The organism is Ruegeria sp. C8 (assembly GCF_056537565.1).
Genome location: NZ_JBQFRV010000005.1, coordinates 176,509 through 198,869 on the forward strand (window position 1 = coordinate 176,509; position 22,361 = coordinate 198,869).

Annotated in this window: 24 protein-coding genes; 12 read left to right on the forward strand and 12 right to left on the reverse strand. The window is 59.1% G+C overall.

The genetic code is table 11. The features are described from left to right. Positions 1-15 precede the first annotated feature (15 nt). The gene (locus ACR0KL_RS09085; RefSeq protein ID WP_170678055.1) at positions 16-678 is read right to left on the reverse strand and encodes a flagellar hook capping FlgD N-terminal domain-containing protein; all 663 of its coding nucleotides are present in this window, start codon (positions 676-678) and stop codon (positions 16-18) included. Positions 679-681: 3 nt separating this feature from the next. Next, a complete protein-coding gene (locus ACR0KL_RS09090) occupies positions 682-1,881 on the reverse strand; it encodes a flagellar hook-length control protein FliK (RefSeq protein WP_480776904.1) in 1,200 nt (399 codons plus the stop codon). A gap of 112 nt (positions 1,882-1,993) precedes the next feature. Here ACR0KL_RS09090 and ACR0KL_RS09095 point away from each other — a divergent pair, with 112 nt between their 5' ends. From ACR0KL_RS09095 to ACR0KL_RS09120, 6 genes are all read left to right on the forward strand, one after another. After that, positions 1,994-2,275 (forward strand): rod-binding protein, encoded by a 282-nt coding sequence (locus ACR0KL_RS09095; RefSeq protein WP_170678051.1) that lies wholly within the window; start codon positions 1,994-1,996, stop codon positions 2,273-2,275. After that, positions 2,259-2,615: a flagellar biosynthesis protein FlgN gene (locus ACR0KL_RS09100; protein ID WP_170552283.1), complete on the forward strand. Its 357-nt coding sequence runs from the start codon at positions 2,259-2,261 to the stop codon at positions 2,613-2,615. Before ACR0KL_RS09095 ends, ACR0KL_RS09100 begins: the two co-directional genes overlap by 17 nt. 207 nt (positions 2,616-2,822) lie before the next feature. Beyond that, positions 2,823-4,070 (forward strand): flagellin, encoded by a 1,248-nt coding sequence (locus tag ACR0KL_RS09105; RefSeq protein ID WP_170678049.1) that lies wholly within the window; start codon positions 2,823-2,825, stop codon positions 4,068-4,070. Between the two features lie 77 nt (positions 4,071-4,147). Next, on the forward strand, positions 4,148-4,525 hold the full coding sequence (flaF, locus tag ACR0KL_RS09110; RefSeq protein ID WP_170678047.1) for a flagellar biosynthesis regulator FlaF: 378 nt from the start codon (positions 4,148-4,150) through the stop codon (positions 4,523-4,525). Next, positions 4,522-4,923: a flagellar biosynthesis repressor FlbT gene (flbT, locus tag ACR0KL_RS09115; RefSeq protein WP_170375637.1), complete on the forward strand. Its 402-nt coding sequence runs from the start codon at positions 4,522-4,524 to the stop codon at positions 4,921-4,923. The genes flaF and flbT overlap by 4 nt, the downstream gene beginning before the upstream one ends. Beyond that, a complete protein-coding gene (locus tag ACR0KL_RS09120) occupies positions 4,920-5,714 on the forward strand; it encodes a DUF1217 domain-containing protein (RefSeq protein ID WP_480776905.1) in 795 nt (264 codons plus the stop codon). Before flbT ends, ACR0KL_RS09120 begins: the two co-directional genes overlap by 4 nt. A gap of 112 nt (positions 5,715-5,826) precedes the next feature. Here ACR0KL_RS09120 and ACR0KL_RS09125 read toward each other — a convergent pair whose 3' ends face one another. The 3 genes from ACR0KL_RS09125 to ACR0KL_RS09135 form a co-directional block, all read right to left on the reverse strand. Further along, complete coding sequence (locus ACR0KL_RS09125) at positions 5,827-7,404, reverse strand: DUF427 domain-containing protein (protein WP_170678043.1); 1,578 nt, start codon at positions 7,402-7,404, stop codon at positions 5,827-5,829. A gap of 185 nt (positions 7,405-7,589) precedes the next feature. Beyond that, positions 7,590-8,291, reverse strand: coding sequence for a winged helix-turn-helix domain-containing protein (locus tag ACR0KL_RS09130; protein WP_170460025.1), 702 nt, complete (start codon positions 8,289-8,291; stop codon positions 7,590-7,592). Further along, entirely contained in the window at positions 8,263-8,550 is a 288-nt protein-coding gene (locus tag ACR0KL_RS09135) for a hypothetical protein (protein WP_170375633.1), read from the reverse strand. Before ACR0KL_RS09135 ends, ACR0KL_RS09130 begins: the two co-directional genes overlap by 29 nt. A gap of 177 nt (positions 8,551-8,727) precedes the next feature. Between ACR0KL_RS09135 and ACR0KL_RS09140 the strand changes: the two genes are divergently transcribed. From ACR0KL_RS09140 to ACR0KL_RS09155, 4 genes are all read left to right on the forward strand, one after another. Further along, positions 8,728-9,195, forward strand: coding sequence for a hypothetical protein (locus tag ACR0KL_RS09140; RefSeq protein ID WP_170678041.1), 468 nt, complete (start codon positions 8,728-8,730; stop codon positions 9,193-9,195). A 108-nt stretch (positions 9,196-9,303) separates the two neighbouring features. Further along, positions 9,304-9,921, forward strand: a complete 618-nt coding sequence (locus ACR0KL_RS09145) for a ribonuclease HII (RefSeq protein ID WP_170678039.1) — start codon at positions 9,304-9,306, stop codon at positions 9,919-9,921. 107 nt (positions 9,922-10,028) lie between these two features. Further along, positions 10,029-11,132 (forward strand): DNA methyltransferase, encoded by a 1,104-nt coding sequence (locus ACR0KL_RS09150; RefSeq protein WP_480776906.1) that lies wholly within the window; start codon positions 10,029-10,031, stop codon positions 11,130-11,132. Between the two features lie 138 nt (positions 11,133-11,270). Next, positions 11,271-12,653, forward strand: a complete 1,383-nt coding sequence (locus ACR0KL_RS09155; RefSeq protein WP_170678035.1) for an adenylate/guanylate cyclase domain-containing protein — start codon at positions 11,271-11,273, stop codon at positions 12,651-12,653. A 78-nt stretch (positions 12,654-12,731) separates the two neighbouring features. Here ACR0KL_RS09155 and ACR0KL_RS09160 read toward each other — a convergent pair whose 3' ends face one another. Both ACR0KL_RS09160 and mutY read right to left on the reverse strand, forming a co-directional pair. Then, the gene (locus tag ACR0KL_RS09160) at positions 12,732-13,868 is read right to left on the reverse strand and encodes an alkane 1-monooxygenase (protein ID WP_170678033.1); all 1,137 of its coding nucleotides are present in this window, start codon (positions 13,866-13,868) and stop codon (positions 12,732-12,734) included. 61 nt (positions 13,869-13,929) lie between these two features. Continuing rightward, a complete protein-coding gene (gene mutY, locus ACR0KL_RS09165; protein WP_170678031.1) occupies positions 13,930-14,985 on the reverse strand; it encodes an A/G-specific adenine glycosylase in 1,056 nt (351 codons plus the stop codon). Positions 14,986-15,066: 81 nt separating this feature from the next. Here mutY and ACR0KL_RS09170 point away from each other — a divergent pair, with 81 nt between their 5' ends. Together ACR0KL_RS09170 and ACR0KL_RS09175 are read left to right on the forward strand one after the other, a co-directional pair. Beyond that, positions 15,067-15,573 carry a DciA family protein gene (locus ACR0KL_RS09170; RefSeq protein ID WP_170678029.1) on the forward strand — a complete coding sequence of 169 codons (507 nt, stop codon included), beginning with the start codon at positions 15,067-15,069 and terminating at the stop codon, positions 15,571-15,573. Positions 15,574-15,586: 13 nt separating this feature from the next. Further along, a complete protein-coding gene (locus ACR0KL_RS09175) occupies positions 15,587-16,249 on the forward strand; it encodes a DsbA family protein (protein ID WP_170678027.1) in 663 nt (220 codons plus the stop codon). A 40-nt stretch (positions 16,250-16,289) separates the two neighbouring features. Here ACR0KL_RS09175 and lpxK read toward each other — a convergent pair whose 3' ends face one another. The 5 genes from lpxK to ACR0KL_RS09200 all read right to left on the reverse strand — a co-directional run bounded on the left by lpxK (position 16,290) and on the right by ACR0KL_RS09200 (position 22,272). Further along, positions 16,290-17,291: a tetraacyldisaccharide 4'-kinase gene (gene lpxK, locus ACR0KL_RS09180; RefSeq protein ID WP_170678025.1), complete on the reverse strand. Its 1,002-nt coding sequence runs from the start codon at positions 17,289-17,291 to the stop codon at positions 16,290-16,292. Next, complete coding sequence (locus ACR0KL_RS09185) at positions 17,278-18,513, reverse strand: 3-deoxy-D-manno-octulosonic acid transferase (RefSeq protein WP_480776907.1); 1,236 nt, start codon at positions 18,511-18,513, stop codon at positions 17,278-17,280. The genes lpxK and ACR0KL_RS09185 overlap by 14 nt, the downstream gene beginning before the upstream one ends. Next, entirely contained in the window at positions 18,510-19,310 is an 801-nt protein-coding gene (locus ACR0KL_RS09190) for a 3'(2'),5'-bisphosphate nucleotidase CysQ (protein ID WP_170678021.1), read from the reverse strand. The genes ACR0KL_RS09185 and ACR0KL_RS09190 overlap by 4 nt, the downstream gene beginning before the upstream one ends. Next, a complete protein-coding gene (locus ACR0KL_RS09195) occupies positions 19,297-20,643 on the reverse strand; it encodes a TldD/PmbA family protein (RefSeq protein ID WP_480776908.1) in 1,347 nt (448 codons plus the stop codon). Before ACR0KL_RS09195 ends, ACR0KL_RS09190 begins: the two co-directional genes overlap by 14 nt. A 108-nt stretch (positions 20,644-20,751) precedes the next feature. After that, positions 20,752-22,272, reverse strand: coding sequence for a DUF2125 domain-containing protein (locus ACR0KL_RS09200; protein WP_170375610.1), 1,521 nt, complete (start codon positions 22,270-22,272; stop codon positions 20,752-20,754). Between the last annotated feature and the right edge of the window lie 89 nt (positions 22,273-22,361).

Here is a 22,361-nt window from a genome sequence, read left to right on the forward strand (position 1 = left end):
GCCTGCCCGACCAGATCAAGCGCCTGTTCGGATCGCCGTCACCTCATCCGAGCGGACAGTGGCCCCACTTTGCAGGGACAGATGCACCGTCCCATCAGCGACTTGGGCCTCAACCACGCGGTTATAGCTGGCGGCCAGACGTTGCGACAACAACTCGTCATCCCTGTAGCTCTCCAACGTGGCGGAATAGGTGCCTTGTCCCAGCGGATTGCCAGAAGCATCGGTTCCAGCCCAGAGGAATTCAGTGTCTGTGTGATTGACTGGAATGCGGTCGATCACGGTACCGGTTGAATTGCGGATCACCATGATGGCCTCATCACTTGTTGCATCGGCCTGAGCAAACAGAGTGACCGGCTGGCCTTCGAATCGAAAGGCCGAGGCTGATCGAACATCAACGCCCACCCAATTGGACAGCTCACTCAGCTTTTGCCCGCCCAAAGCCGTGCTCAAGGAAGACAGCAGGTCATTGGTTTGAACCTGCTGTTCAACCATCGAGAATTGAGCCAATTGAGACGCGTATTCCGAGGAATCCATAGGCTCCAGCGGGTCCTGGTTTCGTGCTTGTGCGGTGAGCATCAGCAGAAAGGTTTCAAAATCCGAGGTCAGCTTGGACGCTTGTGATGCGGCCGAGGTCGGGGTCTGTGCTGCCGTCTGGGCGGAACTTGTAGGAGTGATCATTGGTCAAAGCCTCATATCAATGCCACGGCCCGAAAGATTTCGGGAAATGACCGGAGCGTTTGGCGTATCCGATTCAGCCGAAAGGGAAGGGCCATAGTCGCTTGCCTTCGGGTTTGCGGTATCATCCTGCGCATCGTCCGATGTGCTTAGATCAAACGAGATGTCGCCATATCCAAGGCTTTGGAATTCGGCCTCCAACACGGCAAGATGCCGGCGCATCAGGTCCAGTGTTTCGGGGCGCTCGGCGGCTATTGCCAGGACCATTCCGTCCTCGCGACCGTTGAGCGTAATGGAGACCCGCCCCAGTTCCTCGGGGCTGAGTGCAATCTCGATCGTACCGGAACCCGCGCGAACCTGAATCGCTGCCGCCATCTGCCCGGCGATGGTTCGGGTGATTTCAGCCTTGGCAGCCTGTGTGGCTGGATGCGCAACCGAAGCCGTGTCGCGGACGTTCTGAGACAAGGGCTCTTCGCGCGTGGCAATCACGCCGTCAGTTTCGCGGATCTCTGTGGCAGTTTCGGAATCTGCGTTCCGCACAGACGCCATCACCTGCATCTGCGCGAGAGTTGGTGTGGGTTTGGAGGGCTGAGGCGCAGTTGTCACTGCATTGTTCTGGGGGGCAGCGGCCGGTTCAGTAGGTTGCATCGCAGCCAAGGTTTGTGCCCTCTCAGTTGGAACAGGCTGCCCCGCAATCGGCTTCGCAGACAGGACGTGACCGTCTGAGGCTTTGGTTGAGACCGTTTGGACGGTGTTGGGTTGTGGCTGAACAGGTGAATTGTGCTTGTTTTCGACCTCAAGCCGCTGCGGTGAAGCAACTGAAACGTTATGCATTGCGCCAGAGTCGGTCTTAGGTGCTTCTGCACCCTCGAGTTTCGATGGAATAGGTACAGTTTCAGACCCTTGCGTTACCTGCGTCTCGCTCGGCACTGGCAGTGCGGCCAAGTCCCCAAACACGTGTTCCTCAGGAGCGTCAGGCTGGGTTGGCAGAGGGTCTGCAAGAACTTCTTCTAGGGCAGAATCCTCTGGCACAATGTCCCGTGCAATGGCGGTTTCATCCTCGGCTGCTACCTCGACTTCAGGCTGCGGCGTTTCTTCCTCAAGAACATCCTGAAAGCGCGTGGACGTCTCCGATGTGGTTTCGCGCGTCCCCGGTTTCGTGGCCGTGTTTTGCGTGGGTGTCATCAGCGTAAGAGGGTTAGGCATTTTGCTCCGGCTCCGTCGTGGTTGACGGTCAAACTGCCCAAAGGAGGTTACGTTTATTTTAACCGCTTTCGTCTTTGATCAAGAAAGTTCGATGCAATTTTCGGAGAAGCCGATGAAAATCCCTCCCCTCCAGTCGATGCCGCCGCCGCCCTCAACCCATGAGCGCCTGCAAGCCGCCACAGTCGAGCTCGAGGCGGCGTTTCTGGCCGAAATGCTGAAATCCGCAGGCTTAGGAAAAGCACGCGATTCGTTTGGTGGCGGTGCCGGTGAGGACCAGTTCTCGTCCTTTCTTGTTCAGCAACAGGCCCGGCAAATGGCGCAATCCGGAGGTGTTGGCATGTCTGAACTTCTGTTTCAATCCTTGATGGAGAATTCCGATGACACATCAGCCTAACCTTCTGATCAAATCACTGGAGGAGGTCCTTGACCTTGAGCGCGCCGCGCTTGTGGACGGTGATCTAGAGCGTCTCAATCATATGGTCCCTGAAAAAGAGAAACTGATCGGTGCGATTAACGATCTTCAGGTGCTGAGCAGCGATGATCTGCTTCGCGTCCATCAAAAGGTGGAGCGCAATCAGGCGCTGCTGAACAGCGCGGCCGAGGGGATTCGCGCGGTGGCCAACCGTATGGCGGAGCTGCGCCGCGTGCGGCAGGAATTCAGCACCTATGGGGCCGACGGGCAACGCAACGGATTCACCGTGCGAGGTCAGGCAAAGCTGGAAAAACGCGCATAGGACCAGAGTTGATTCAAATCTGAAATTTCGAGTTGGGCCGCTTTAGCACTCCGTTAGGGGATCGAGGTCAAAGGTGGTGCTGCACCTGAAACAGCGGGTGGCGCGAAGGGCCGGACGGCGCATCGCACAGGTCAGAAAGACACCAAAGCCCGCTGGTCTAGCGGGGTGATCTTGGGCGCTGAAGCCCTAACGCAAAAGGATGGAACTATGTCCAGTATTCTGACAAATAACGGCGCGATGGTTGCGCTTCAGACCCTGAAATCGGTCAACAAAAACCTCGAGATGACCCAAAATGCGATCTCGACCGGCAAGGATGTCGCAACAGCAAAAGACAACTCGGCCGTCTGGGCGATTTCCAAAGTTATGGAATCGGACGTCAAAGGCTTCAACGCGATCAAAGACAGCCTCTCGCTGGGTGAATCGACGGTCGCCGTTGCGCGGAACGCGTCTGAAACTGTCACCAACCTTCTGACCCAGATGAAGGAAAAGATCGTTGGGGCGCAGGAAGACAACGTGGATCGCGCCAAGATCAACGCTGACGTGAGTGCGCTGAAGGATCAGATCGAATCTGTTGTTGGTGCGGCGCAGTTCAACGGTCTGAACCTGGTGAACGGGTCCTCGGGTCCGGCGTCGATCCTGGCGTCTCTGGATCGTGATGCGGCGGGTGACGTGACCGCGTCTTCGATCAGCGTCGCTGCTCAGGATCTTTCGGTTGGTGGCTACACCGCCAAGGGTGTTCTGGCAGGTTCGGACAACGTGACAACTGACAACGACACTGCTGGTTTCACCATGGATAAGACCGGTGGCAGCGGTGACATCGTGATCGACAGCTCGACCGACAACTTCGAAGCGGGCGACAAGATTTCAATTGCGGTGGGTGATCAGGTTGCGACCTATACCGTTCAAGACTCTGATCTCGATCCCTCGGGAACCTATGATGCCGCTTACACGGATGCGATCGTCGCCGTGGGGCTGAAGAACAAGATCGACTCCTTGGGCATCACGGGTGTCGCGATCGACTATGACTCCGGCAGCCCGGGAACCCTGAGTTTTGTGACCGGTACCGCAACGGCTGGTGCTGATGCCGATCGTGACGTGACCATCGCGGCCCAATTCACAAATGCCGGCGCGGGTGGCCTTGGTGCTCTGGATTCGATCGACGTTTCGACCGACGCAGGGGCACTGGCTGCTCTGGGTACCATCGAGGGTCTGATCGACACGGCCATCGATGCTTCGGCCTCTTTCGGTTCGGCGCAGGGCCGGATCGAGACACAGAAAGAGTTCATCTCGAACCTGTCGGACTCGTTCAAATCGGGCATCGGCTCTCTGGTGGACGCCAATATGGAAGAAACCTCGGCCCGGTTGCAGGCGCTGCAGGTGCAACAGCAGCTGGCCACCCAGTCGCTGTCGATTGCGAACCAAGCGCCGCAGTCGATCCTGTCTCTGTTCCGTTAAATCCGGAACCTGGCCGGGGCGTGAATACCGCGCCCCGGTCGTGACTGCCTGAAGACGGCCTATTGGAAGGATTTCAAGTGACACTGCAAAGCTACGCTCAACGCGCCTATGCGCAATCTACCGCTCCGACCCGCACGCCGCGGGATACGGAGTATGAGGCGATCTCGAAAATCACTCATCGGCTCAAAGCAGCAGCGGCCCGGAAGGCAACGGATTTTTCCGGATTTGTTCAGGCATTGCATGAAAATCGGCGGTTGTGGACAGTGCTGGCGACCGGCGTGGCGGACTCGGATAACTCGCTTCCGAAGGATTTGCGCGCGCGGATTTTCTACCTGGCCGAATTTACGGAGCAGCACAGCGCACAGGTTTTGGGGAACACCGCGACGGTAGAACCTTTGCTCGAGATCAACATGGCCGTTCTGCGGGGTCTGCGACACATGAGGGCCGCCGGATGAGTGGCCTGGTCCTGAAACTTGCCCCGAAAGAGCGGGTGTTGATCAATGGTGTGGTGATCGAGAATGGAGACCGCCGCAGCCGGTTTTCGATCATGACACCGCAAGCTAACGTTTTGCGTCTGCGAGATGCGATCCACCCAGACGAAGTCACAACGCCTGTGCGCCGCGTTTGCTATGCCGCGCAGTTGGTACTGTCCGGTGATATGGAGCCTGATCAGGCGCGTCAGCAATTGCTGCGCCGGGTTGAGGAGTTGAGCCAGGTGTTCACGGATTCAGACAGTCGCCGAGTCCTGAGCGAGGCGACCGAAGCGCTGGTGGCCGAACAATACTATAAATGCCTCAAGTCTCTCCGCTCCTTGCTGCCGCGGGAAGAGCGGCTGATGGCGTACCAGCAATGACGTTCCAGCCTGTCATACCCTCTGGCGGCATTGTGGGCTGGCGTTTTTTGCAGCGGACCTATGACGCGCAACTGGAGAGCTTTACGAACTCCAGCGTCAACCAGAGGGACAGGCAGTATTTTCTGGAAAACATAAGCAAGGTTCAATCCGCCGAAGACTTGGTGTCGGATCGCCGGTTGCTACAGGTGGCCTTGGGCGCCTTCGGGTTGGAAGAGGACATCAACAATCGGTTCTTTATCCAAAAGATATTGGAGGATGGAACCAGAGCCGATGATGCTCTGTCCAACCGGTTGTCCGACAAGCGGTATCGGGAGTTTTCTCAAGCCTTCGGTTTTGGCCCCGGCGAGGTGCGCAAAACCGGACTGATCACGAATATGGAGCAGATTGCCGAAGACAATCTGGTGTCCCGTTTCGAAGTTTCTGTCGGTGAGACAAATGAGACAATGCGGATTTCCCTCTATGCGCAACATGCGCTTGGCGAATTGGCTGCCGGTGACAGCAGCGCGGATACGAAATGGTTCGATTTGATGGGCTTGCCGCCCTTGCGTCGCATGATGGAGACCGCGCTTGGCCTGCCATCCTCGTTTTCGCAGCTCGATCTGGACAGGCAGCTTGAGGTGTTCAAGGACCGTTTGTCAGGCGTGACCGGATCGGATGATTTGGCCCAATTCACCGAGCCTGAAGCTATTCAGAAACTGACGGATACCTATCTGGCTCGCAGTCAGATCGCGCAACTGCAAAGCACAATATCACCGGCGCAGACCGCTTTGATCTTGTTGGGTGCGGGCTAGAGTTGTTGCATTCTGCACCAATCTTCAGGGCGGCGGGATAGGCCCCAGCTTACGTTGCGCCCCCCTTTTGTCGAAGCAGATCAAACGCAGCGAGCTTAATAATTCGCCGAGGTTAAGCTGGATCACCGACCTCAACATCAGCCGCCGTTCGTAACGCAAAACATGTGACCGGCTGGGACACGTTGCGCAGTTTGATATCGCCGAGCGGGATTGCATTGCAGCATGCGGGCTCAATATCTTGCGAGACGACAATGCGGTACCCGGTCGATTTACTATGCTCACCCAGACGCGCTGCGACGTTGGCGGCTTGTCCGATAACGGTGAAATCCAGCCGCTCGCGCGAGCCGACATTGCCATAGGTCACCCGGCCATAGGACACGCCGATTGAGCAGTCGCAGTGGATATTAGGATCCGCTGAACGCAGTTCGGCGAGTTTTTCGACGATTTCCGTTGCCGCCTGTTGGGCATTCGCGCGGGCCTGCGCGGGTTCTTCGCCCGCTGGGAAAACGGCCAGAACGGCGTCGCCGATGAATTTCAGAACTTCGCCCCCGTTTTCATCCACGATACCCGAGACCGTTTCAAAGAACTCGTTCAGCAGATTGATATAGGCATCCCGGTCAAGGCTCTCCTCCAGGCTGGTCGAGTTTCTCAGATCGCAGAACATGATGGCCGCATCAATCTCATCTCCGTCGCCGCGTCGGATCTCTCCGCCCAGCACGCGCGCGCCTGACCGTTTGCCGACATAGGTTTCCAGCAGAACTTGCGCATTTTCGCGCTGCATAAACACCTCGTAAAAGCGGGCAATAACGGCAGAGCATTCGAACACTAGACCAAGGTTCTCTGTCGTGAACCCATCGGGATGATCGCAGCTGAGCGTAAGTACGTTTGTTCGACCGTCCGAGAAGGGCAGCGGCATGGCGACATAGTCTGTGGCCCCTTTGGCGCGCAGATCCTCGATGATGGGAAAGCTGTTATGTGGGTTCTCGTCGTTCACCCTTTGGCGCACGCCTCCCAGCCCGTTCGAGACATGGCGCAACGGGCTGTTGATAAATGCGGGGTGGTCGTAGATTTCATAAGTGGGCGCGCGGGTCAGGATCTCATCCTCACCCTTTTCCCAAATGAAGTGTTTGCCCGCGATCAAGGGGTGCAAGGACCATGCAAGAATGCTGAGGCGCTGGATCGCTATACCGTGTTCCAGCATCTTTTCGGCCAGCGCCTTGGTGAATGCTTCGGGTGTATCCGAAAGGGACGCCCCACGCATAAGCCAGTCGATCAGCGGACCGCTGATATTGGTGTCTTCGGTGTCGCGCAGTTGGTTCTTGCCCAGGTCGATATCCGTATAGGCACTGGGCATGAACCCAATATGCCCTTGAATTGCAGCACTCTCTGGCAGGGCGTCGTCATAGGCCCATACCGAATTGGCCAGGCGATCTCCGGGCAGATTGATATCGTGATAGGTCGCGGTTCCTTTGAAAGGGCAAAAGGTTTGCAGGCCGGTTTCTCCGCTCAGGTCGACGCAAACATCCGAACGAGGGACGTAGATCGTCGGCGGCAGCCGGGTTTCATACATCACCTTGGCATTCTGGCTTTCGGCCAACAGAAGGCCATCGCGAAAAATCGCGATCCTGTCGGACAGATGTTCGACCGAGATGTCATAACCGTTGGATTTTGGTGTGGTGTGGACGTTCATCGCCATCCCTCCCTTGCCCGGGGTCCCTATAGAATGGGCGTTTTGGTCGGGCATTCCAAGAGGGGCGCGGGTTTTACTGCGGCCAAAAGCGTTTCAAGTTTATGTTGTATCGCTTATTCGCTGCCTCTCCCTTCGGTCGAACGCGAAAAGCGATACAGGGCGCTTCAACGAAAACTCGAAACGCTTTAAACCATCTGGATGACGTCTTTTTCGATCGAAAGCATATAGCCCTTTTTGGCGATGTTCTTGACCAGCAACTCACTGACCATCTGATTGCCCAAGGCGTCGCGCAGCCGTTTGATGCGGGTGGCGCCTGCGGCCTCGTCACAATCGGCTGCATCGCGCCCCGATATCGTCGCCTCGATCTGAGCGCCTGATAGGACCTCATCATCCAAACGGGATTCCGCCAGCACCGAGAGGGTCTCCATGGCCGCAGGGGTCAGTTTGAAATCCATGTTGTTGAGGTAGACGGTGTTCTCTTCGCGGCTAATCAGCAGGGATGTCACCTGGATGCCGGTGCGTTCGATCTGTGCCATGCGCCGGTTCAGCAGTGCAAGCATCACCAGAAACACGAGGGCCGAGATCATCATTGCGCATGCAAAAACCAGCAGCACGTAAATCACCATGCGGTAGCTGGACAGCGTATCGGCAAAGGCCGTCCCCGATTGGGCCAGAATCTCGAGCAACCGGATTTCGGTTTGTGAGGTCAGATCCGCCTCAACAAATAACCGTTCGACGCGGGCGTTGAAGGCATTGGCATCGGGCAGTGTCCAGAACAGGAACAGCGCGGCGGTGATCAGGATCACGACAATGGCGGCAATGCCCAGACCGACAAGGCGCACGCCCGAGCGTCGCGCCTCAGAAACGGAGATAGAATTTTCCGGCATTGGCCTTCCTTTGATCCAACCCTTCCGGCCCGAAAACGGACTGGACATTCAGCAGGGTCCACCCTGAACCGCTGAGGCGCTGGGCGACTTCACTCGTTGCCTGACCCTTGTCGCAGGACGACACCTGCATCACGCCGTAGTGCAGGCGCAGCGGGTTGTCCTGTTTGGCCTTGTAATCGGCATAACATTCCGCGGCCAAAGCCACCGGGGCCACCGATATCAGCGCAGCTGCGACCAGAGAAGAGAAGATCTGTTTCATAAGCTGCATCCTGCGCATGGCTTGGGCTGATATTCAATGACCAAAGGGGTTTGCAGCGCCTGATATCCAATAACACGGGGCCGATATTGCTTGTCTGAGGGGGGTGGACCCAGTGTTGAGGCATCAAAGACGCGGTCCATCACGGGGTCGCCAAAAATCTCGGAAAGGACAGGCATCATGCACAAGAAATTCATCGCTCTGATCATCGCGACGGCTATGGCGATTACCGGCGTATCGGCCTCAAAGGCGCGTGCTGCGGATACGGGGGATATCCTCGGGGGGTTGGCCGCGATCGCGATCATTGGCGCGGGGGTGCATTACTATAACAAGGAAAAGCGCAAGGACCGTGAGAAGGCCGCGCGACAGTACAACCACGTGCAAACCGCGCCTCAGGTCAAGCATACCAAGGTGAAGCCTTTGCCCAGACACGTGGCACGCTATGACCTGCCACAACGCTGCCTACGCCAGCATGACAATTATGGGCAGCGTCCGCTGCTGGGCACAAAGTGCCTCAAAAAGCACTACAAACATGCCAACAGCCTGCCGCAAGAGTGCAAGGTCGGGTTCTGGAATGGCAACAAGGTGAAGCGGGCGTATGAACCTGCATGCCTGCGCCATCACGGATACCGCGTCGTTTACAAGTAACACGGTCGAGCAGGAGCGGTGCGAAACAGCACCGCGCTGAGAGAGGGTGGCGCATGCTGCCCTCTCTTTTTTGTTGCGGCGGCTTTGAAAACGCGGTTTTCCGAAGGGATGACAAAACCGACTTTTGAAATCGAACAGGGGCTGTGCGCGCAGGGCCATATCCGGATTGCAGGCGTTGATGAGGTTGGGCGCGGCCCGTTGGCCGGACCTGTGGTTGCCGCCGCCGTGATCCTGAACCCAGACGATATTCCCGAGGGGCTGAACGATTCCAAGAAGCTCTCGCTCAAGCGACGCACAGCGTTGGAGGCAGAGTTGCGGGAACGGGCCGAGATCGCCGTGGCCGAGGCCTCGGTCGCCGAGATTGATGCGCTCAACATCCTGCGCGCCTCGCATCTGGCCATGGTTCGCGCGGTGCAGGCACTGGAACCAGCGCCCGATTACCTTTTGATCGACGGGAACATGATTCCCAATAACCTGCAGATCCCGTCCGAGGCCGTGATCAAGGGGGATGGCAAATCTGTGTCGATTGCGGCGGCTTCGATCATCGCGAAAAACTGGCGCGATCAGCTGATGGTGGATTTAGCGCAACAGCATCCCGGCTACGGCTGGGAGGCAAACGCCGGATATCCGACAAAACAGCACCGCGAGGCGCTGCAAAATCTTGGCGTGACCCCACATCATAGGCGTTCGTTCAAGACGGTACACAATATCTTGTATCAAGAGTAAATCGTAAGTCGCTGATTCAAAAAAGAAATTGACGGCGAATCGTCTTTGACTCATCCTTGTCTCAACCAAATGAGCGCAAAAGCGCCGTGGATACTTGAGGCAGTGATATGACAACGACCACCAAAAAGGGCGCAAAAGCGCTCCCTTTAAACACGATTCTATCTGGGGACTGCATCGATGTGATGAACAGTCTCCCCGAGGCGTCGGTTGATCTGATCTTTGCGGATCCGCCCTATAATTTGCAGCTAAAAGGCCAGTTGCATCGCCCCGATAACAGCCAGGTGGATGCGGTCGACGATCACTGGGATCAATTCTCAAGCTTCGGTGCTTATGACCAGTTCACGCGTGAGTGGTTGAAGACGGCGCATCGTCTGCTCAAGCCGAACGGCGCGATCTGGGTGATTGGCTCGTACCACAACATTTTCCGCGTGGGCTCGGCCCTGCAGGATGCGGGATATTGGATTCTGAACGACGTCGTATGGCGCAAGTCGAACCCGATGCCGAATTTCCGCGGCAAGCGGTTCACCAATGCGCATGAAACGATGATCTGGGCGTCGAAGCGCGAAGGCGCGAAATACACGTTCAACTACGAAGCTCTGAAAGCGCTGAACGAGGGCGTGCAGATGCGCAGTGACTGGGTTCTGCCGATTTGCACCGGGCATGAGCGCCTGAAGGACGAAAACGGCGACAAAGCGCATCCGACACAGAAGCCCGAGTCTCTGCTGCACCGCGTTCTGATTGGCTCGACCAATCCGGGTGACGTGATTTTGGATCCGTTTTTTGGCACAGGCACAACAGGGGCTGTCGCCAAGATGCTGGGCCGTGAGTTCATCGGCATCGAGCGCGAGGAAAGCTATCGCAAAGTGGCCGAGAAGCGGATCTCGAAGGTGCACAAATTCGACCGCGAGGCGCTGGAAGTCAGCGCCAGCAAACGCGCCGAGCCGCGTGTTCCTTTCGGTCAATTGGTCGAACGTGGGATGCTGCGCCCGGGCGAAGAGCTGTATTCGATGAACCAGCGCCACAAAGCCAAAGTTCGCGCCGATGGCACGCTGGTTGGCGACAACGTCAAAGGCTCGATCCATCAGGTTGGCGCACATCTTGAGAACGCCCCTTCCTGCAACGGTTGGACCTATTGGTGCTTCAAGCGCGACGGCAAAACGGTGCCGATCGACGTTCTGCGCCAGCAGATCCGGGCCGAGATGCACAACTGATATCACGAAAACCGCCGGTGCCTGTGGCCTGACACAAGGCACTACGCCTTGCCCCGCCGTTCTCGGCGGGGTCTTTTGTTTTCCGATCAGAGGTGATTGCATGGGCGCGTCGCCAGCACCGCCTCAGAGGTTCCTGTCATGAGCGAGACAACTGCCAGCCCATCCAGACTGGAACGGTTCGCCGTTACGCAGCCGGATGCTGTGGATATGGACAACAAATACACCGAAGCCGCGATGCAACGGCACAAGCAGGAGGGTCTGGAACTGGCCGTCCGCGCACGGTGGATTGCTATGGCCTTGACCGGCGTTCTACTGATCTTTCTGAACCCGCAATGGGAGGTGCTGTGGTATCATTTCATCCTGCTTCTCATCTGCGCCAATGGCTGGTTGATCCGGCGGGCAGGGCGGGTTGGCCAATCGCGAACCGAGCTGTTGCTGATCTTTGTCGATCTTCTGATCATGACGCTTGGGATGATTGTTCCGAACCCGTTCAGCGATGATGTGCGGCCGCTGGCCATGCAGTACCGGTTCGACAATTTTCAATATTTCTTCATTATTCTGGCCGCAGGCACGTTGGCCTATTCGTGGCGCACGGTTGTGGCAATCGGCTCCTGGACAGCACTGATCTGGACGGCGGGTTGGATCATTGCCTGGTGGGTGGCCACGCCGATACCGGGGATCAGCCAGAAGGTGGCGGCGGCTTTGCAGGGCTATCCGGACGTCGCAGAGCTGTTGGATCCCAACAGTTTCGATATTCCGCAGCGCGTTCAGCAGGTGATCGTGTTCGTCATGGTTGCGGTGACGCTTGGCGTGTCGATGCGACGGCTAAATCGCTTGTTGATGAGCAATGCAGGGCTGGAGCGGGAGCGGGCCAACCTGTCGCGTTACTTCTCGCCCAATGTGGTCGATGAGCTCAGCCAGAACGACGAGCCGCTAAAGCAGGTGCGCAAGGCGGATATCGCGGTGCTGTTTATCGACATTGTGGGCTTTACGAAATTTGCAGCCGGACGGGACCCCTACGAGGTGATCGAGGTTTTGCGCGGGTTTCATGCTCGGATGGAGGCTGAGGTGTTTCGCCATCATGGCACTTTGGACAAATATCTGGGTGACGGGCTAATGGCGACTTTCGGCACGCCGGTCGCAACGCCTTTGGACGCAAGCAATGCGCTGGGCTGTGCGCGCGCGATGGTTGGCGTCATCGACGATTGGAACCAGGAACGGCTTCGTGCGGGAGAGCATGATATCCACGTCGGGATCGGCGTGCATTTTGGTTCGGTCGTTCTGGGGGATATCGGGGCCAACCGGTTGGAATTTGCTGTGATTGGCGATGCGGTGAATGTCTCGGCCAAGCTGGAGGCGATGACCCGTGATTTTAACGCCCGGATCGTGGTCAGTGATGCGTTGCGGGAGCGGGCGTTGCGCGAGAATCCGAATGGTGGAGCGTTTATGGATGGGTTCCAGAAACGCCTGGGTCAGACCGTTCGCGGTGTCGAAAACCCTATGGATATCTGGGTGTTGTGAACGGCTCCCGCCTGTTTGGACAGCATCAATGATGCAGCCCCTCCAGTTGGGCCGGGCAGCGCGCGGTGCGCGCTGCGGTCACGCCCTTGGGCAGGGGTTCAGTGCTTTGTTATAGGGGTGCCAGTCCGTGATCTCGGGGTAGTAGTGCCGCCGCCAAACGCGCACGCGCGGGTTCATAACGCGGCGCCATAAGGGTGGGATCATCGCGGCGACTGTCATGACCGGGTAGCCGAAGGGCAGTTGCGGCGCGTCCTCTTGCGCGTGGTTTTGCAGCAGCGGGAAGCGACGGTTGGGTTTGTAGTGGTGGTCCGAGTGTCGCTGCAGGTTGATCAACAGCCAGTTCGACGCTTTTTGTGAGGCGTTCCATGAATGCCGGGGTAGAACGTGTTCGTATTTGCCCTCGCCCAAGTGTTTTCGCGTCAGCCCGTAGTGTTCCACGTAGTTGACCAGCTCTAACTGCCAGATCGCGACGCCCGCTTGCAGCAGGAATAGGGCGAGGCCGGGCCATCCTCCGATCAGGGCAGCGAGGATCAGCATGCCGGTTTGCAGGGCCCAGTAGCGCCAGAACGGGTTAGAGCGGTCAGTCCAGGGGCGATCCTTGCGGGCCAGCTTGTCGCGCTCGGCCCGGAAGGCCGAGATCAGGCATTGCCTCAGGACACGGGGGTAGAAGCGGTGGAAGCCTTCGTTGTAGCGCGCTGTCACCGGGTCGCGCGGGGTGCCGACGTGGCGGTGATGGACCAGCAGATGCTCGGACCGGAAATGAGAATAGAGGACCATCGCGAGAAGGAGATCGCCCAACCAACGCTCGGACCGCGATTTCTGGTGCATCAGCTCGTGACTGTAATTGATGCCGATCGTGCCTGAGATGACGCCCATGCCGAAGAACAGCCCGATTTTCGACCAGCTCGACAGGTGATCGCTGTGGGTTGCGTACCAGATCAGGCCAAACAGCGTGAAGAATTGGACAGGCACCCAGAGCTTGGTCAGCAGGATGTACCAATGCAGCGCATCATCGGGGGTTTCAGGGTCGGCGTTTTGCAGGTTTAGGCCGGTCAAGCGGTCCAGAACCGCAAAGGCCCACCATGTGGAGAGGGGGATCAGCAAAACCCACCACCCCCCTGCAAAGGCCGTGGCCCAGATCAGCGGGATCAGCAGGAAGGACACCCAATAGGGTAGGGCGGCTTGCCAGCGCGAGAGGGTTTGAGTCGCGATCATCCATGATGCTCCGAATAGGCAGGTGAACCCTAGCCGGACGGACCGGGCTTGCCCAGCGGGCTTATTGACCCCGCCACAGGTCGTAGGCTTTGCGCATCACCGTTGGCAGGTCGCTTGGTTTGAAGTCATGCTTGGGCAATATCGTCAGCCCATCGGGTTCGGTGCCCTCGGGCAGCGGTGCGATCCAGATCCGCAACACCAGATGGAAATGCGTGAACGTATGGCGCACCTCACCGTTCAGCGCGCGCCACTCTGCCGAAAACGGAGGGGTCTCGGGCGGGGCCTCGGACCAGTCCGAGCCGGGCCAGCCCAGCATGCCGCCCAGAAGACCCTTGTCGGGGCGGCGTTCCAGCAGCAACGCTCCGTTTTGGTGTTGCGCGATGTAGACATGGCCGAATCGCGTGGGTTTCGGCTTTTTGGGCGTCTTCTTTGGCAGTTCCGGCTGCGTGCCAGCAGAGCGGGCAAGGCAGGGGGTCTGTACGGGGCAGATTCCACAGGCCGGGGATTTGGGTGTGCAGATTGTGGCTCCCAGATCCATTACGGCCTGCGCGTAGTCTCCGGGGCGCCGCTCGGGTGTCAGAGCGGCCGCTTTCTCTTTCAGAACAGGTTTTGATCCGGGCAACGGGTCGTGAATGTCGTAGAGCCGCGCCATCACCCGCTCGACATTGCCGTCGAGCACGGTTTCGGGCCGGTCAAATGCAATGGCCGAGATCGCGGCGGCAGTATAGGGGCCTATACCCGGCAGGTCCAACAGCGCGACATAGGTGTCGGGGAACCGTCCGTTGTGCTTATCCGCCACTACACGGGCGCATTTCAGCAGGTTGCGGGCGCGGGCGTAGTAGCCGAGGCCCGCCCATTCCCCCATGACCTGATCATCGGGGGCGGCAGCCAGCGCCTGCACGGTCGGCCAGCGCGTGGTGAAGCGGGTGAAATAGTCCCGCACGGCGGCGACGGTTGTCTGTTGCAGCATAACCTCGGACAGCCAGACCCGGTAAGGGTCCGGCACCACGCCTGCAGCGCGATCGGCGGGGCCAACACGCCATGGCATCTCGCGCGCGTGGCGGTCATACCAGTCGAGCAATTCAGCGCTCAGGTTAAATTCGGGGCTGTCACGCAAGTTTTATCTATCTCACTGTCGGGTTTCGCTGGCGCCTGCTGGCCTGCCTACTACAATAGCGGTGCAGGAGTTGGAAACCAGATGCAGCGCAAACGTTCTTCGACACGCGGGTTCAAACGCACCGCGACATTGCTGAACGATCAGATCAGACGCGCCGGCGAAAGCCGGGGCTTTGCGGTTTCGCGCCTTCTGACGCACTGGGCTGAGATCGTGGGCCAGGACACTGCCGCCATCGCAAGACCCGTGAATGTGGGCTATGGCAGGAACGGAATGGGTGCGACCCTGACCGTCCTGACAACCGGGCCACAGGCCCCAATGCTGGAAATGCAGAAAGAACAACTGCGCGGGAAGGTGAACGCCGTTTACGGCTACAACGCGATCAGCCGTGTGCGCATCACCCAGACCGCTCCGACCGGATTTGCCGAGGGGCAGGCCAGTTTCGAGCACAAGCCGAAACAAGCGAAACCAGAGATCAAACCTGAAATCATGGCCGAAGCGGGCAGAGTCTCGCAGGATGTCCATGATGAAGATTTGCGTGCGGCCCTTGAACGTCTGGGCCGCAACGTTTTATCCAAGCAGAAACGCTGAGAAAGGGCTGAGAATGAGCCGTATTGCAACCGTAATCTGTGCGGCTGTCGCCGTGGCCGCTGGTGGTTATTGGATGACAGCTTCGAACACGACCTCCGTCAATCCTCTGGTCGGCAGCGCCATTGCGCAAGAGGCCGATCTGGACACCTCCACGATCATCGAGATGGTGCAGGGGGCCGAGGACGCGCCGGTCGAGATCATCGAATATGCCTCCTACACCTGTCCGCATTGCGCCACCTTCCATCAGGGTGCGTATAAGCAGCTGAAGAAGGACTTCATCGACACCGGCAAGGTCAAGTTCATCTATCGCGAGGTCTACTTTGACCGCTATGGCCTGTGGGCGTCGATGGTTGCGCGCTGCGCAGGGCCCGAGAAGTTCTTTGGCATCACCGATCTGATCTATCAGGGCCAGTCCGAATGGACCCAAGCAGGTGGTCCAACCGAGATAGTGGACGAGCTGCGCAAGATCGGCCGTCTGGCGGGTATCGACAATGACCAACTTGAGGCCTGCCTGCAGGACGGCACACGCGCCCAGACTCTGGTGGCGTGGTATCAGGAAAACGCTGAACGCGATGATGTGACGGGCACTCCGTCCTTTGTTGTGAACGGCAAGAAGGTTTCGAACCAGTCCTATGAGGACTTCAAGCAACTGATCGAAGACGAATTGGGCAGCTAATTGCCTTTTGGTCGGCCTGTTCTCAGGCCGACCATTCCGGTCAATTGGGAGATGGGGCCGCCTTCAGGATCATCTCTCTGACCTGCTCTGGGTCATTCACTTGCAGCCGGACGGGCAGGGTGACGACCTTGTTGCGAAAAGCTTGCGGTAAGCGCACTGCGTCTTTTTCCGTTGTAACCATCTGAGCGCCAAGCAGGCGGGCCTCGTTTTCAAGCCGGGTCATCAGAGCCGGGGTTAGCGGTTGATGATCGTCGAGTGCCTCGGCACGCAAAAGTTCGGCCCCTTGCTGGCGCAGGTTTTGAAAGAACTTCTCAGGGTGGCCGATCCCAGCAAAGGCCAGAACCCGCGATCCAGCCCAGTCCATACCGGTTTGCAACGGCGCGACAACGCCCGTTGCATGAGGCGCTGATAGCTTGTGGTCCCATTGCGCCACGAAGTCTTCTTGCGCTTGCGTATCGCCCAATGAAAGAATCAGATCGGCGCGTTTCAAGCCGACCTCTACGGGTTCGCGCAGGGGACCGGCTGGCAGGCACAAGCCGTTGCCGAACCCACGCTGGGCATCCACCACGATGATCGAGAAATCCTTTGCGACCGACGGATTCTGGAAGCCATCATCCAGAACAATCACGCTTGCGCCCGCCTCTGCCGCGGCGCGCGCACCTGCGGCACGATCCTTGGCGACCCAGACCTCGGCGAACATGGCCAGCAGAAGCGGCTCATCCCCGACCTGAGCGGCGCTGTGTTTGGCGGGGTCAACCCGAACTGGGCCTTCCAGCGACCCGCCATGTCCGCGCGTGACGACATGCGGCTCGTGCCAGGCGTTGCGCAGCTGTTCCAGTACCCAGATCACCGTGGGGGTCTTGCCGGTTCCGCCTGCGTTCAGGTTGCCGATGCAGATTACCGGCACACCCGGTTTCAACCCGGGATGAGAGCTGACCCGGCGAGCCGTCGCCGCCGCATATAGCCGCCCCAATGGGCTGAGTAGTCGGGCACGCAGCGCCGGGCGTGCGGGGTCCGAGTTCCAGAAGTCAGGGGCGCGCATCGTGGTTACTCCGCTGGTCCAAAAGGTCCTGCAGCATGTCGACTAGCCGCTCGGCCTGTGGTGCACCTTCGGTGATCGCCTGCCAACCTGCCAGCGCCATCCCCGCCGCGCGATCCGGGGCCAGAAGGGCGACGACCGCATCTCCAAGCTCGGTCGCGGTTTTGACAGGATGGGCGGCACCGGCCTCGGCAAGGCGGGCATAAACCGTCTGATAGATATCGACATGAGGGCCATAGATAACCGCCGATCCCAACGCGACAGCATCCAGCGGGTCCTGCCCGCCCGCGCCGCGTTCCAGCGAGCTGGCCATGAAGGACACAGGTGACACACGCTGCCAAAGGCCAAGATCTTCGGGCTCAGAGCTGACAATCACCTGCGTCGTGTCCTCGATAGGGCCGCCGTCATCCCAATTGGAACAGCGCAAGTCCATGGTTTCAAGCCGTCGCTGCAGCGGAGCGGCCTCGGCCCGGTCTGCCACCTGCAAGATCAACGCCAATCGCGGCAGAATGCGCAGCGCTTGCCGATGGGCGCTGAGGACCGAGATGAACTCCTTCGCCTGAACCCGCGCCGCCAGCCAAACCGGACGTCCGGCGAGGGCGTGGTTGGTCTCGATCAACTCGTCCTCGGGCCAGGGTTGCGGGTTCGGGCTGAACTGCAGCGGCGGCGCTTTGCGCACTTTGGAGGAGGCAACCCCCATTCGCCGGATCTGGCGGGCCGTTTCGTCGGTGGTGGTGAGTATATGTTCGAAGCAATCGAACGTATATCTGCTGATATCCGGCAGCCACCGCGCATTGCGGGACAAGACGACATCCAACTGCGCCTCAATCAGAAGCATCGGGATTTTGCGCTCTTCCGCGCGGGTGATGATGCTGGGCATCAATCCCCCTCCGACCCACAGACCCAGATCGGGTTTCCAATGGTCCAGAAAAGCCCGCGCTGCGCCGGTTTGTTCGGCGGGCAGGTTGACCATGGGAAAGGGGCTTCCTGTCCAGCGGCTCAGGTCGATCTCGGGCGGGGCGCTCAGCAGGATCGACAGGCCGGGTCGGGCCTGTTGCAGTCTGAGGCAAAAGTCACTGATTGCACGCAAGCGGTCGCGTGTTGCGATGTGAACCCAGACAAGCTCTCCGTCCGGGCGGGGCTGATCTGGTCGGATGTTTTGCTGTGCACCCCCCCAGGACAGGACCCGGTAGGCCGCAAGGCTTAGAGATCGCGGTTTGCTCATGGGGCGATGCCAGGGCCGTTCGGATCAAGCCGGGACGAAAGCTGGTTGTGGATATCCTGCGCCGTGGCAAGAACGCCATTCAGCTGGGGGCGCGCGTTGTTGAACCGCAGGGGCTGGCCAGCGCGGTCGGTGCATATCCCTCCAGCCTCGCGAATGATCAGGTCGCCCGCCGCGATATCCCATTCCCAACTGGGTCGCAGGGTCAACATGCCGTCAAAACGCCCCTCGCCGACCAAAGCCATGCGATAGGCCAGCGAAGGGCGATAGGCACGGTCAAACACCGGCACGTCACCATCGCGCCAATGGTGGCTGTTCATGTTGGGCTTGGCGGCAAGAATTGTGGCAGCCCCAAGCGTCGAAGCCTCCGAGGCGCGGATTGGCGCACCGTTCAGGGTGGCGCCCTGACCTTTCGCCGCCGAATAGAACAGGTCGCGCAGGGGCAGGTAGATCACAGCTGCGGTGACTTCTCCGTGCTCAGTAACGGCCAACGAATGTGCCCAGGTGCGCGAGCCTTCGGCAAAACTGCGGGTGCCGTCAATCGGGTCGATAATGAAGGCGCGGTCCCGCGATAGGCGGTCCGGACTATCCTCGGTCTCTTCGCTGAGCCAGCCATAGTCGGGCCGCGCCGTGGGCAGCATCTGTTCCAGCATTTCGTTGACGGCCAGATCGGCCTCGGTCACCGGTCCGGCACCGTCGGGCTTGTCCCAACGCTGGGCCTGCGCGCCCGAGAAACGGGTCGCGATCTCTCCGGCCTTGCGTGCGGCGTCAATCAGCAGTGGCAGGTCAGTTGCCGGCAAGGGTCATCCCTTCGATCAGCACCGAGGGCACAACGCGCGACAGATAAGTGCGCGCGTCATTGGCCGGGATGATCCGTTTCAGCATGTCGCGCAGGTTGCCCGCGATGGTGCATTCATTGACTGGATGCGTGATTTCACCATTCTCGACCCAAAAGCCAGAGGCCCCGCGCGAGTAATCCCCCGTATTGGGGTTGATCGTCGATCCGATCATCGAGGTGACCAGCAACCCGGTTCCCATATCGCGCATCAGATCCGCGCGGCTTTGGGTGCTCTGGGTCAAGCTGAGGTTCCAGTTGCTTGGCGAGGGCGGCCCCGAGACACCGCGCGCTGCATTGCCGGTTGAGGTCATGCCAAGCTTGCGGGCGCTGGCCAGATCCAGCGTCCAGCCGGTCAGCACTCCGTTCTCAACAATCGCCCGGCGGCGCGTTGCCAGCCCTTCGGCGTCAAACGGGCGTGAGCCTGAGATACGTGGGCGGTGCGGGTCTTCGATCAGCGACAGATGCTCGGGCAATACCTGTTCGCCCAGACAATCCTGCAGCCACGACGCCCCACGCGCGATCGCCGCGCCGTTGCTGGCGGCCAGCAAGTGCCCGATCAAAGATGATGAAATGCGCTCGTCAAACAGTACTGGAAAACTGCCCGTTGCGGGCTGTCGCGCGCCAACCTGTCCGACCGCGCGTTCTCCGGCCAAGCGCCCGATCTCCTCGGCGTCCCGCAGGTCGGCTTGGAAGGTGCGGCTGTCGCCGTCAAAGTCCCGCTCCATCCCGGTGCCTTCGCCCGAGATCGCAACGCAGGATGTTGACCGGCTACTGCGCGCATACCCGCCCGAGAAGCCGTTGGTGGCAGCCAGATGCACCCGATGTGTGCCATAGCCCGCCGCCGCATCCGAGACTTGCGATACGCCGGAAACAGCCAGAGCTGCGGCCTCAGCCGACAGCGCATCTTGCATCAGCGCTTCGGCAGAGGGTTCGGGGGAGGGATCAAAGAGCTCAAGCGCGTCGAGATCCCAGCTGTTGGTCAATTCCTCGCTGGCCGCCAGACCGGTAAAAGGATCTTCGGGCGCTTCGCGCGCCATGGCGACGGCCCGTTCGGCCATGGCCGTCAGCGTTTCGGGACGGCTGTCAGAGCTTGAAACAATGGCCTGTTGCTTTCCCAGAAACACCCGAAGCCCCAGATCGGTGCCTTCTGAGCGTTCCGCATGTTCCAGCGCGCCGCCACGTACCTCGACCGATACGGAAGATCCGTCGATCACGATGGCATCTGCCGCCTCTGCCCCGGCGAGGCGTGCGGCGTCAAGCAATTGCTGGCTGATTTCTTCTGGTGTGCGGGTCATGCGGCCTCCGGATGTGTTGCCAAGGACCTAGCCTTGCACCGCGCCTCTCGCAAGACCCTGACGGTATTGTGTGGGAGGGCCGATCACTAGCGGCCCTCTCTAATATCATTACTTAATGCGCTGACCATTGGCCTTAATCTGACCGTCTTCAGTGAATTCGATTGTCGAATTCAGCGTGTCGGGTTCATCACCCGGAACAGCCATCATGCCCATCATCATACGCGCACCCAAGGCGTCGTTGTCGGACATCAGGCCCATGCCGATCAGTTTGTCGATCAGTGCGTTGGCCCCAACCAATTGCAGGTTCGCAACGCCAGTCGGAATGGGCATGCCGAATTCGTCGAGATTCTCGTTGTCCAACGTAAAATCACCGTCCCCGGTCAAGCGCGCGCCAACCATCGAGACCAGCAATTCGTTGATTTTCAGCGAATGCAGCTCGGCTGGGACTTCTGCTTCTTCTTCAAGGGCTGCAGCCTGCTCAGGATCGAAGATGTTCAACAGAACTTTCGCCGTGCCGGTCGTGTCCAGCGCAATGGTGGCCGGATCGCGCGGCAGGTTGCCTGCCGGGTCGAAAATGCTCCAGAGGACATCTGACATGGTGAAATCGGTCAGGTTCAGGCCGAAGGCGAAGGGCGCGGCTTCCTCCGATTCTTGCACTGGGATGTCCAGGTTCAGACCCGCCTTAGCCATCGCGATCTCGATGGGAAAGGGCAGGTCACCGGTCGTCACTGCCAGTTTCGCGTCATTCTGTTCAAGGTCATAGGCCACACGCTCGCCATCTACGCTGGCCTCAAGTCGGCCACCTTGGGACGAGCTTGCCATGGTGAATTGCTCACCTTCGCTGACGCCGCTGATGTCTGTCTTGCCCGAGCCATAGGCGACCATGCCGGAAAAGGCGAAGCCTGCGTCATACAATGCCTGCGGATCAGCCAGATCGAACCCAGAGGGCAGGACACTGTCGCCGCTGGATGTCAGGCCGTTCAGTACCCCGTCAATCAACCCCGATTCCCCGGTTTCAGGGTCTTTGAAGCTAAACTTATAGGCCATTTGGTCGGCGTCGAGCGTCTGCGTGATCTCGCGATTGTCGCCGATCAGCATGCGCGATGTGCCAGCCATACCTGTAAATTCGATACCACCTTCCAGCGCATCTTCGGGAATTGGCTCGTCTCCGCCCTCGATCGAATCCAACACAATCCCGAGGGCTGCCGCCGTGTAGTCATAAGTCATGTCGGAAGGATCACCTGACACAACCATTTCCAGATCTGTCTGGCTGTAGGTCAGGTTTGCTGTGAACTTTTCATCTTCGACACCGCCCGAAATGACCATCGGAAAGCTACCGGGGAAGCCGACGTTGACGGTGCCATCGCCGTTTTCGGTCAACGTGACCTCGGGCATGGTCATCTGGAACTGGCCGTCCTCTTCAGGGAAGTCCATGGACAGGGTCATGTCGTTGATGGTCATGACATCGCCAGCGCTGCTGGGTTCGCCCTCGACCGTGTAACCTACGGACCGGAAATACTCTTGCCAGTCGTTCCAGACGTCATTTGCAGTCAGGTCGGCATATGCACCTTGAGTTGCGACGGCATAGGCCAGAACGGCGCCACAGCTGCGGCGGATGAAAACAGACATAAGGTAACCCTTCTTGATCAATTTGCGCGCATGGTCGGGCTTGTGGCAGGCATCGTCAAGGGGGCAAGGGCTGGACCCTTTCCCCGTTT

Coding starts and splice junctions, on each gene's coding strand:
- ACR0KL_RS09135 (WP_170375633.1), bottom strand. CDS start 8,550: ATGAAACAGATCTTCTCTTCTCTGGTCGCAGCTGCGCTGATATCGGTG.
- ACR0KL_RS09185 (WP_480776907.1), bottom strand. CDS start 18,513: ATGAGCAAACCGCGATCTCTAAGCCTTGCGGCCTACCGGGTCCTGTCC.
- ACR0KL_RS09085 (WP_170678055.1), bottom strand. CDS start 678: ATGATCACTCCTACAAGTTCCGCCCAGACGGCAGCACAGACCCCGACC.
- ACR0KL_RS09200 (WP_170375610.1), bottom strand. CDS start 22,272: ATGTCTGTTTTCATCCGCCGCAGCTGTGGCGCCGTTCTGGCCTATGCC.
- lpxK (WP_170678025.1), bottom strand. CDS start 17,291: ATGCGCGCCCCTGACTTCTGGAACTCGGACCCCGCACGCCCGGCGCTG.
- ACR0KL_RS09090 (WP_480776904.1), bottom strand. CDS start 1,881: ATGCCTAACCCTCTTACGCTGATGACACCCACGCAAAACACGGCCACG.
- ACR0KL_RS09145 (WP_170678039.1), top strand. CDS start 9,304: ATGACAAAACCGACTTTTGAAATCGAACAGGGGCTGTGCGCGCAGGGC.
- ACR0KL_RS09120 (WP_480776905.1), top strand. CDS start 4,920: ATGACGTTCCAGCCTGTCATACCCTCTGGCGGCATTGTGGGCTGGCGT.
- ACR0KL_RS09160 (WP_170678033.1), bottom strand. CDS start 13,868: ATGATCGCGACTCAAACCCTCTCGCGCTGGCAAGCCGCCCTACCCTAT.
- flbT (WP_170375637.1), top strand. CDS start 4,522: ATGAGTGGCCTGGTCCTGAAACTTGCCCCGAAAGAGCGGGTGTTGATC.
- ACR0KL_RS09095 (WP_170678051.1), top strand. CDS start 1,994: ATGAAAATCCCTCCCCTCCAGTCGATGCCGCCGCCGCCCTCAACCCAT.
- ACR0KL_RS09195 (WP_480776908.1), bottom strand. CDS start 20,643: ATGACCCGCACACCAGAAGAAATCAGCCAGCAATTGCTTGACGCCGCA.
- ACR0KL_RS09175 (WP_170678027.1), top strand. CDS start 15,587: ATGAGCCGTATTGCAACCGTAATCTGTGCGGCTGTCGCCGTGGCCGCT.
- ACR0KL_RS09105 (WP_170678049.1), top strand. CDS start 2,823: ATGTCCAGTATTCTGACAAATAACGGCGCGATGGTTGCGCTTCAGACC.
- ACR0KL_RS09155 (WP_170678035.1), top strand. CDS start 11,271: ATGAGCGAGACAACTGCCAGCCCATCCAGACTGGAACGGTTCGCCGTT.
- ACR0KL_RS09150 (WP_480776906.1), top strand. CDS start 10,029: ATGACAACGACCACCAAAAAGGGCGCAAAAGCGCTCCCTTTAAACACG.
- ACR0KL_RS09125 (WP_170678043.1), bottom strand. CDS start 7,404: ATGAACGTCCACACCACACCAAAATCCAACGGTTATGACATCTCGGTC.
- ACR0KL_RS09130 (WP_170460025.1), bottom strand. CDS start 8,291: ATGCCGGAAAATTCTATCTCCGTTTCTGAGGCGCGACGCTCGGGCGTG.
- ACR0KL_RS09170 (WP_170678029.1), top strand. CDS start 15,067: ATGCAGCGCAAACGTTCTTCGACACGCGGGTTCAAACGCACCGCGACA.
- ACR0KL_RS09100 (WP_170552283.1), top strand. CDS start 2,259: ATGACACATCAGCCTAACCTTCTGATCAAATCACTGGAGGAGGTCCTT.
- ACR0KL_RS09140 (WP_170678041.1), top strand. CDS start 8,728: ATGCACAAGAAATTCATCGCTCTGATCATCGCGACGGCTATGGCGATT.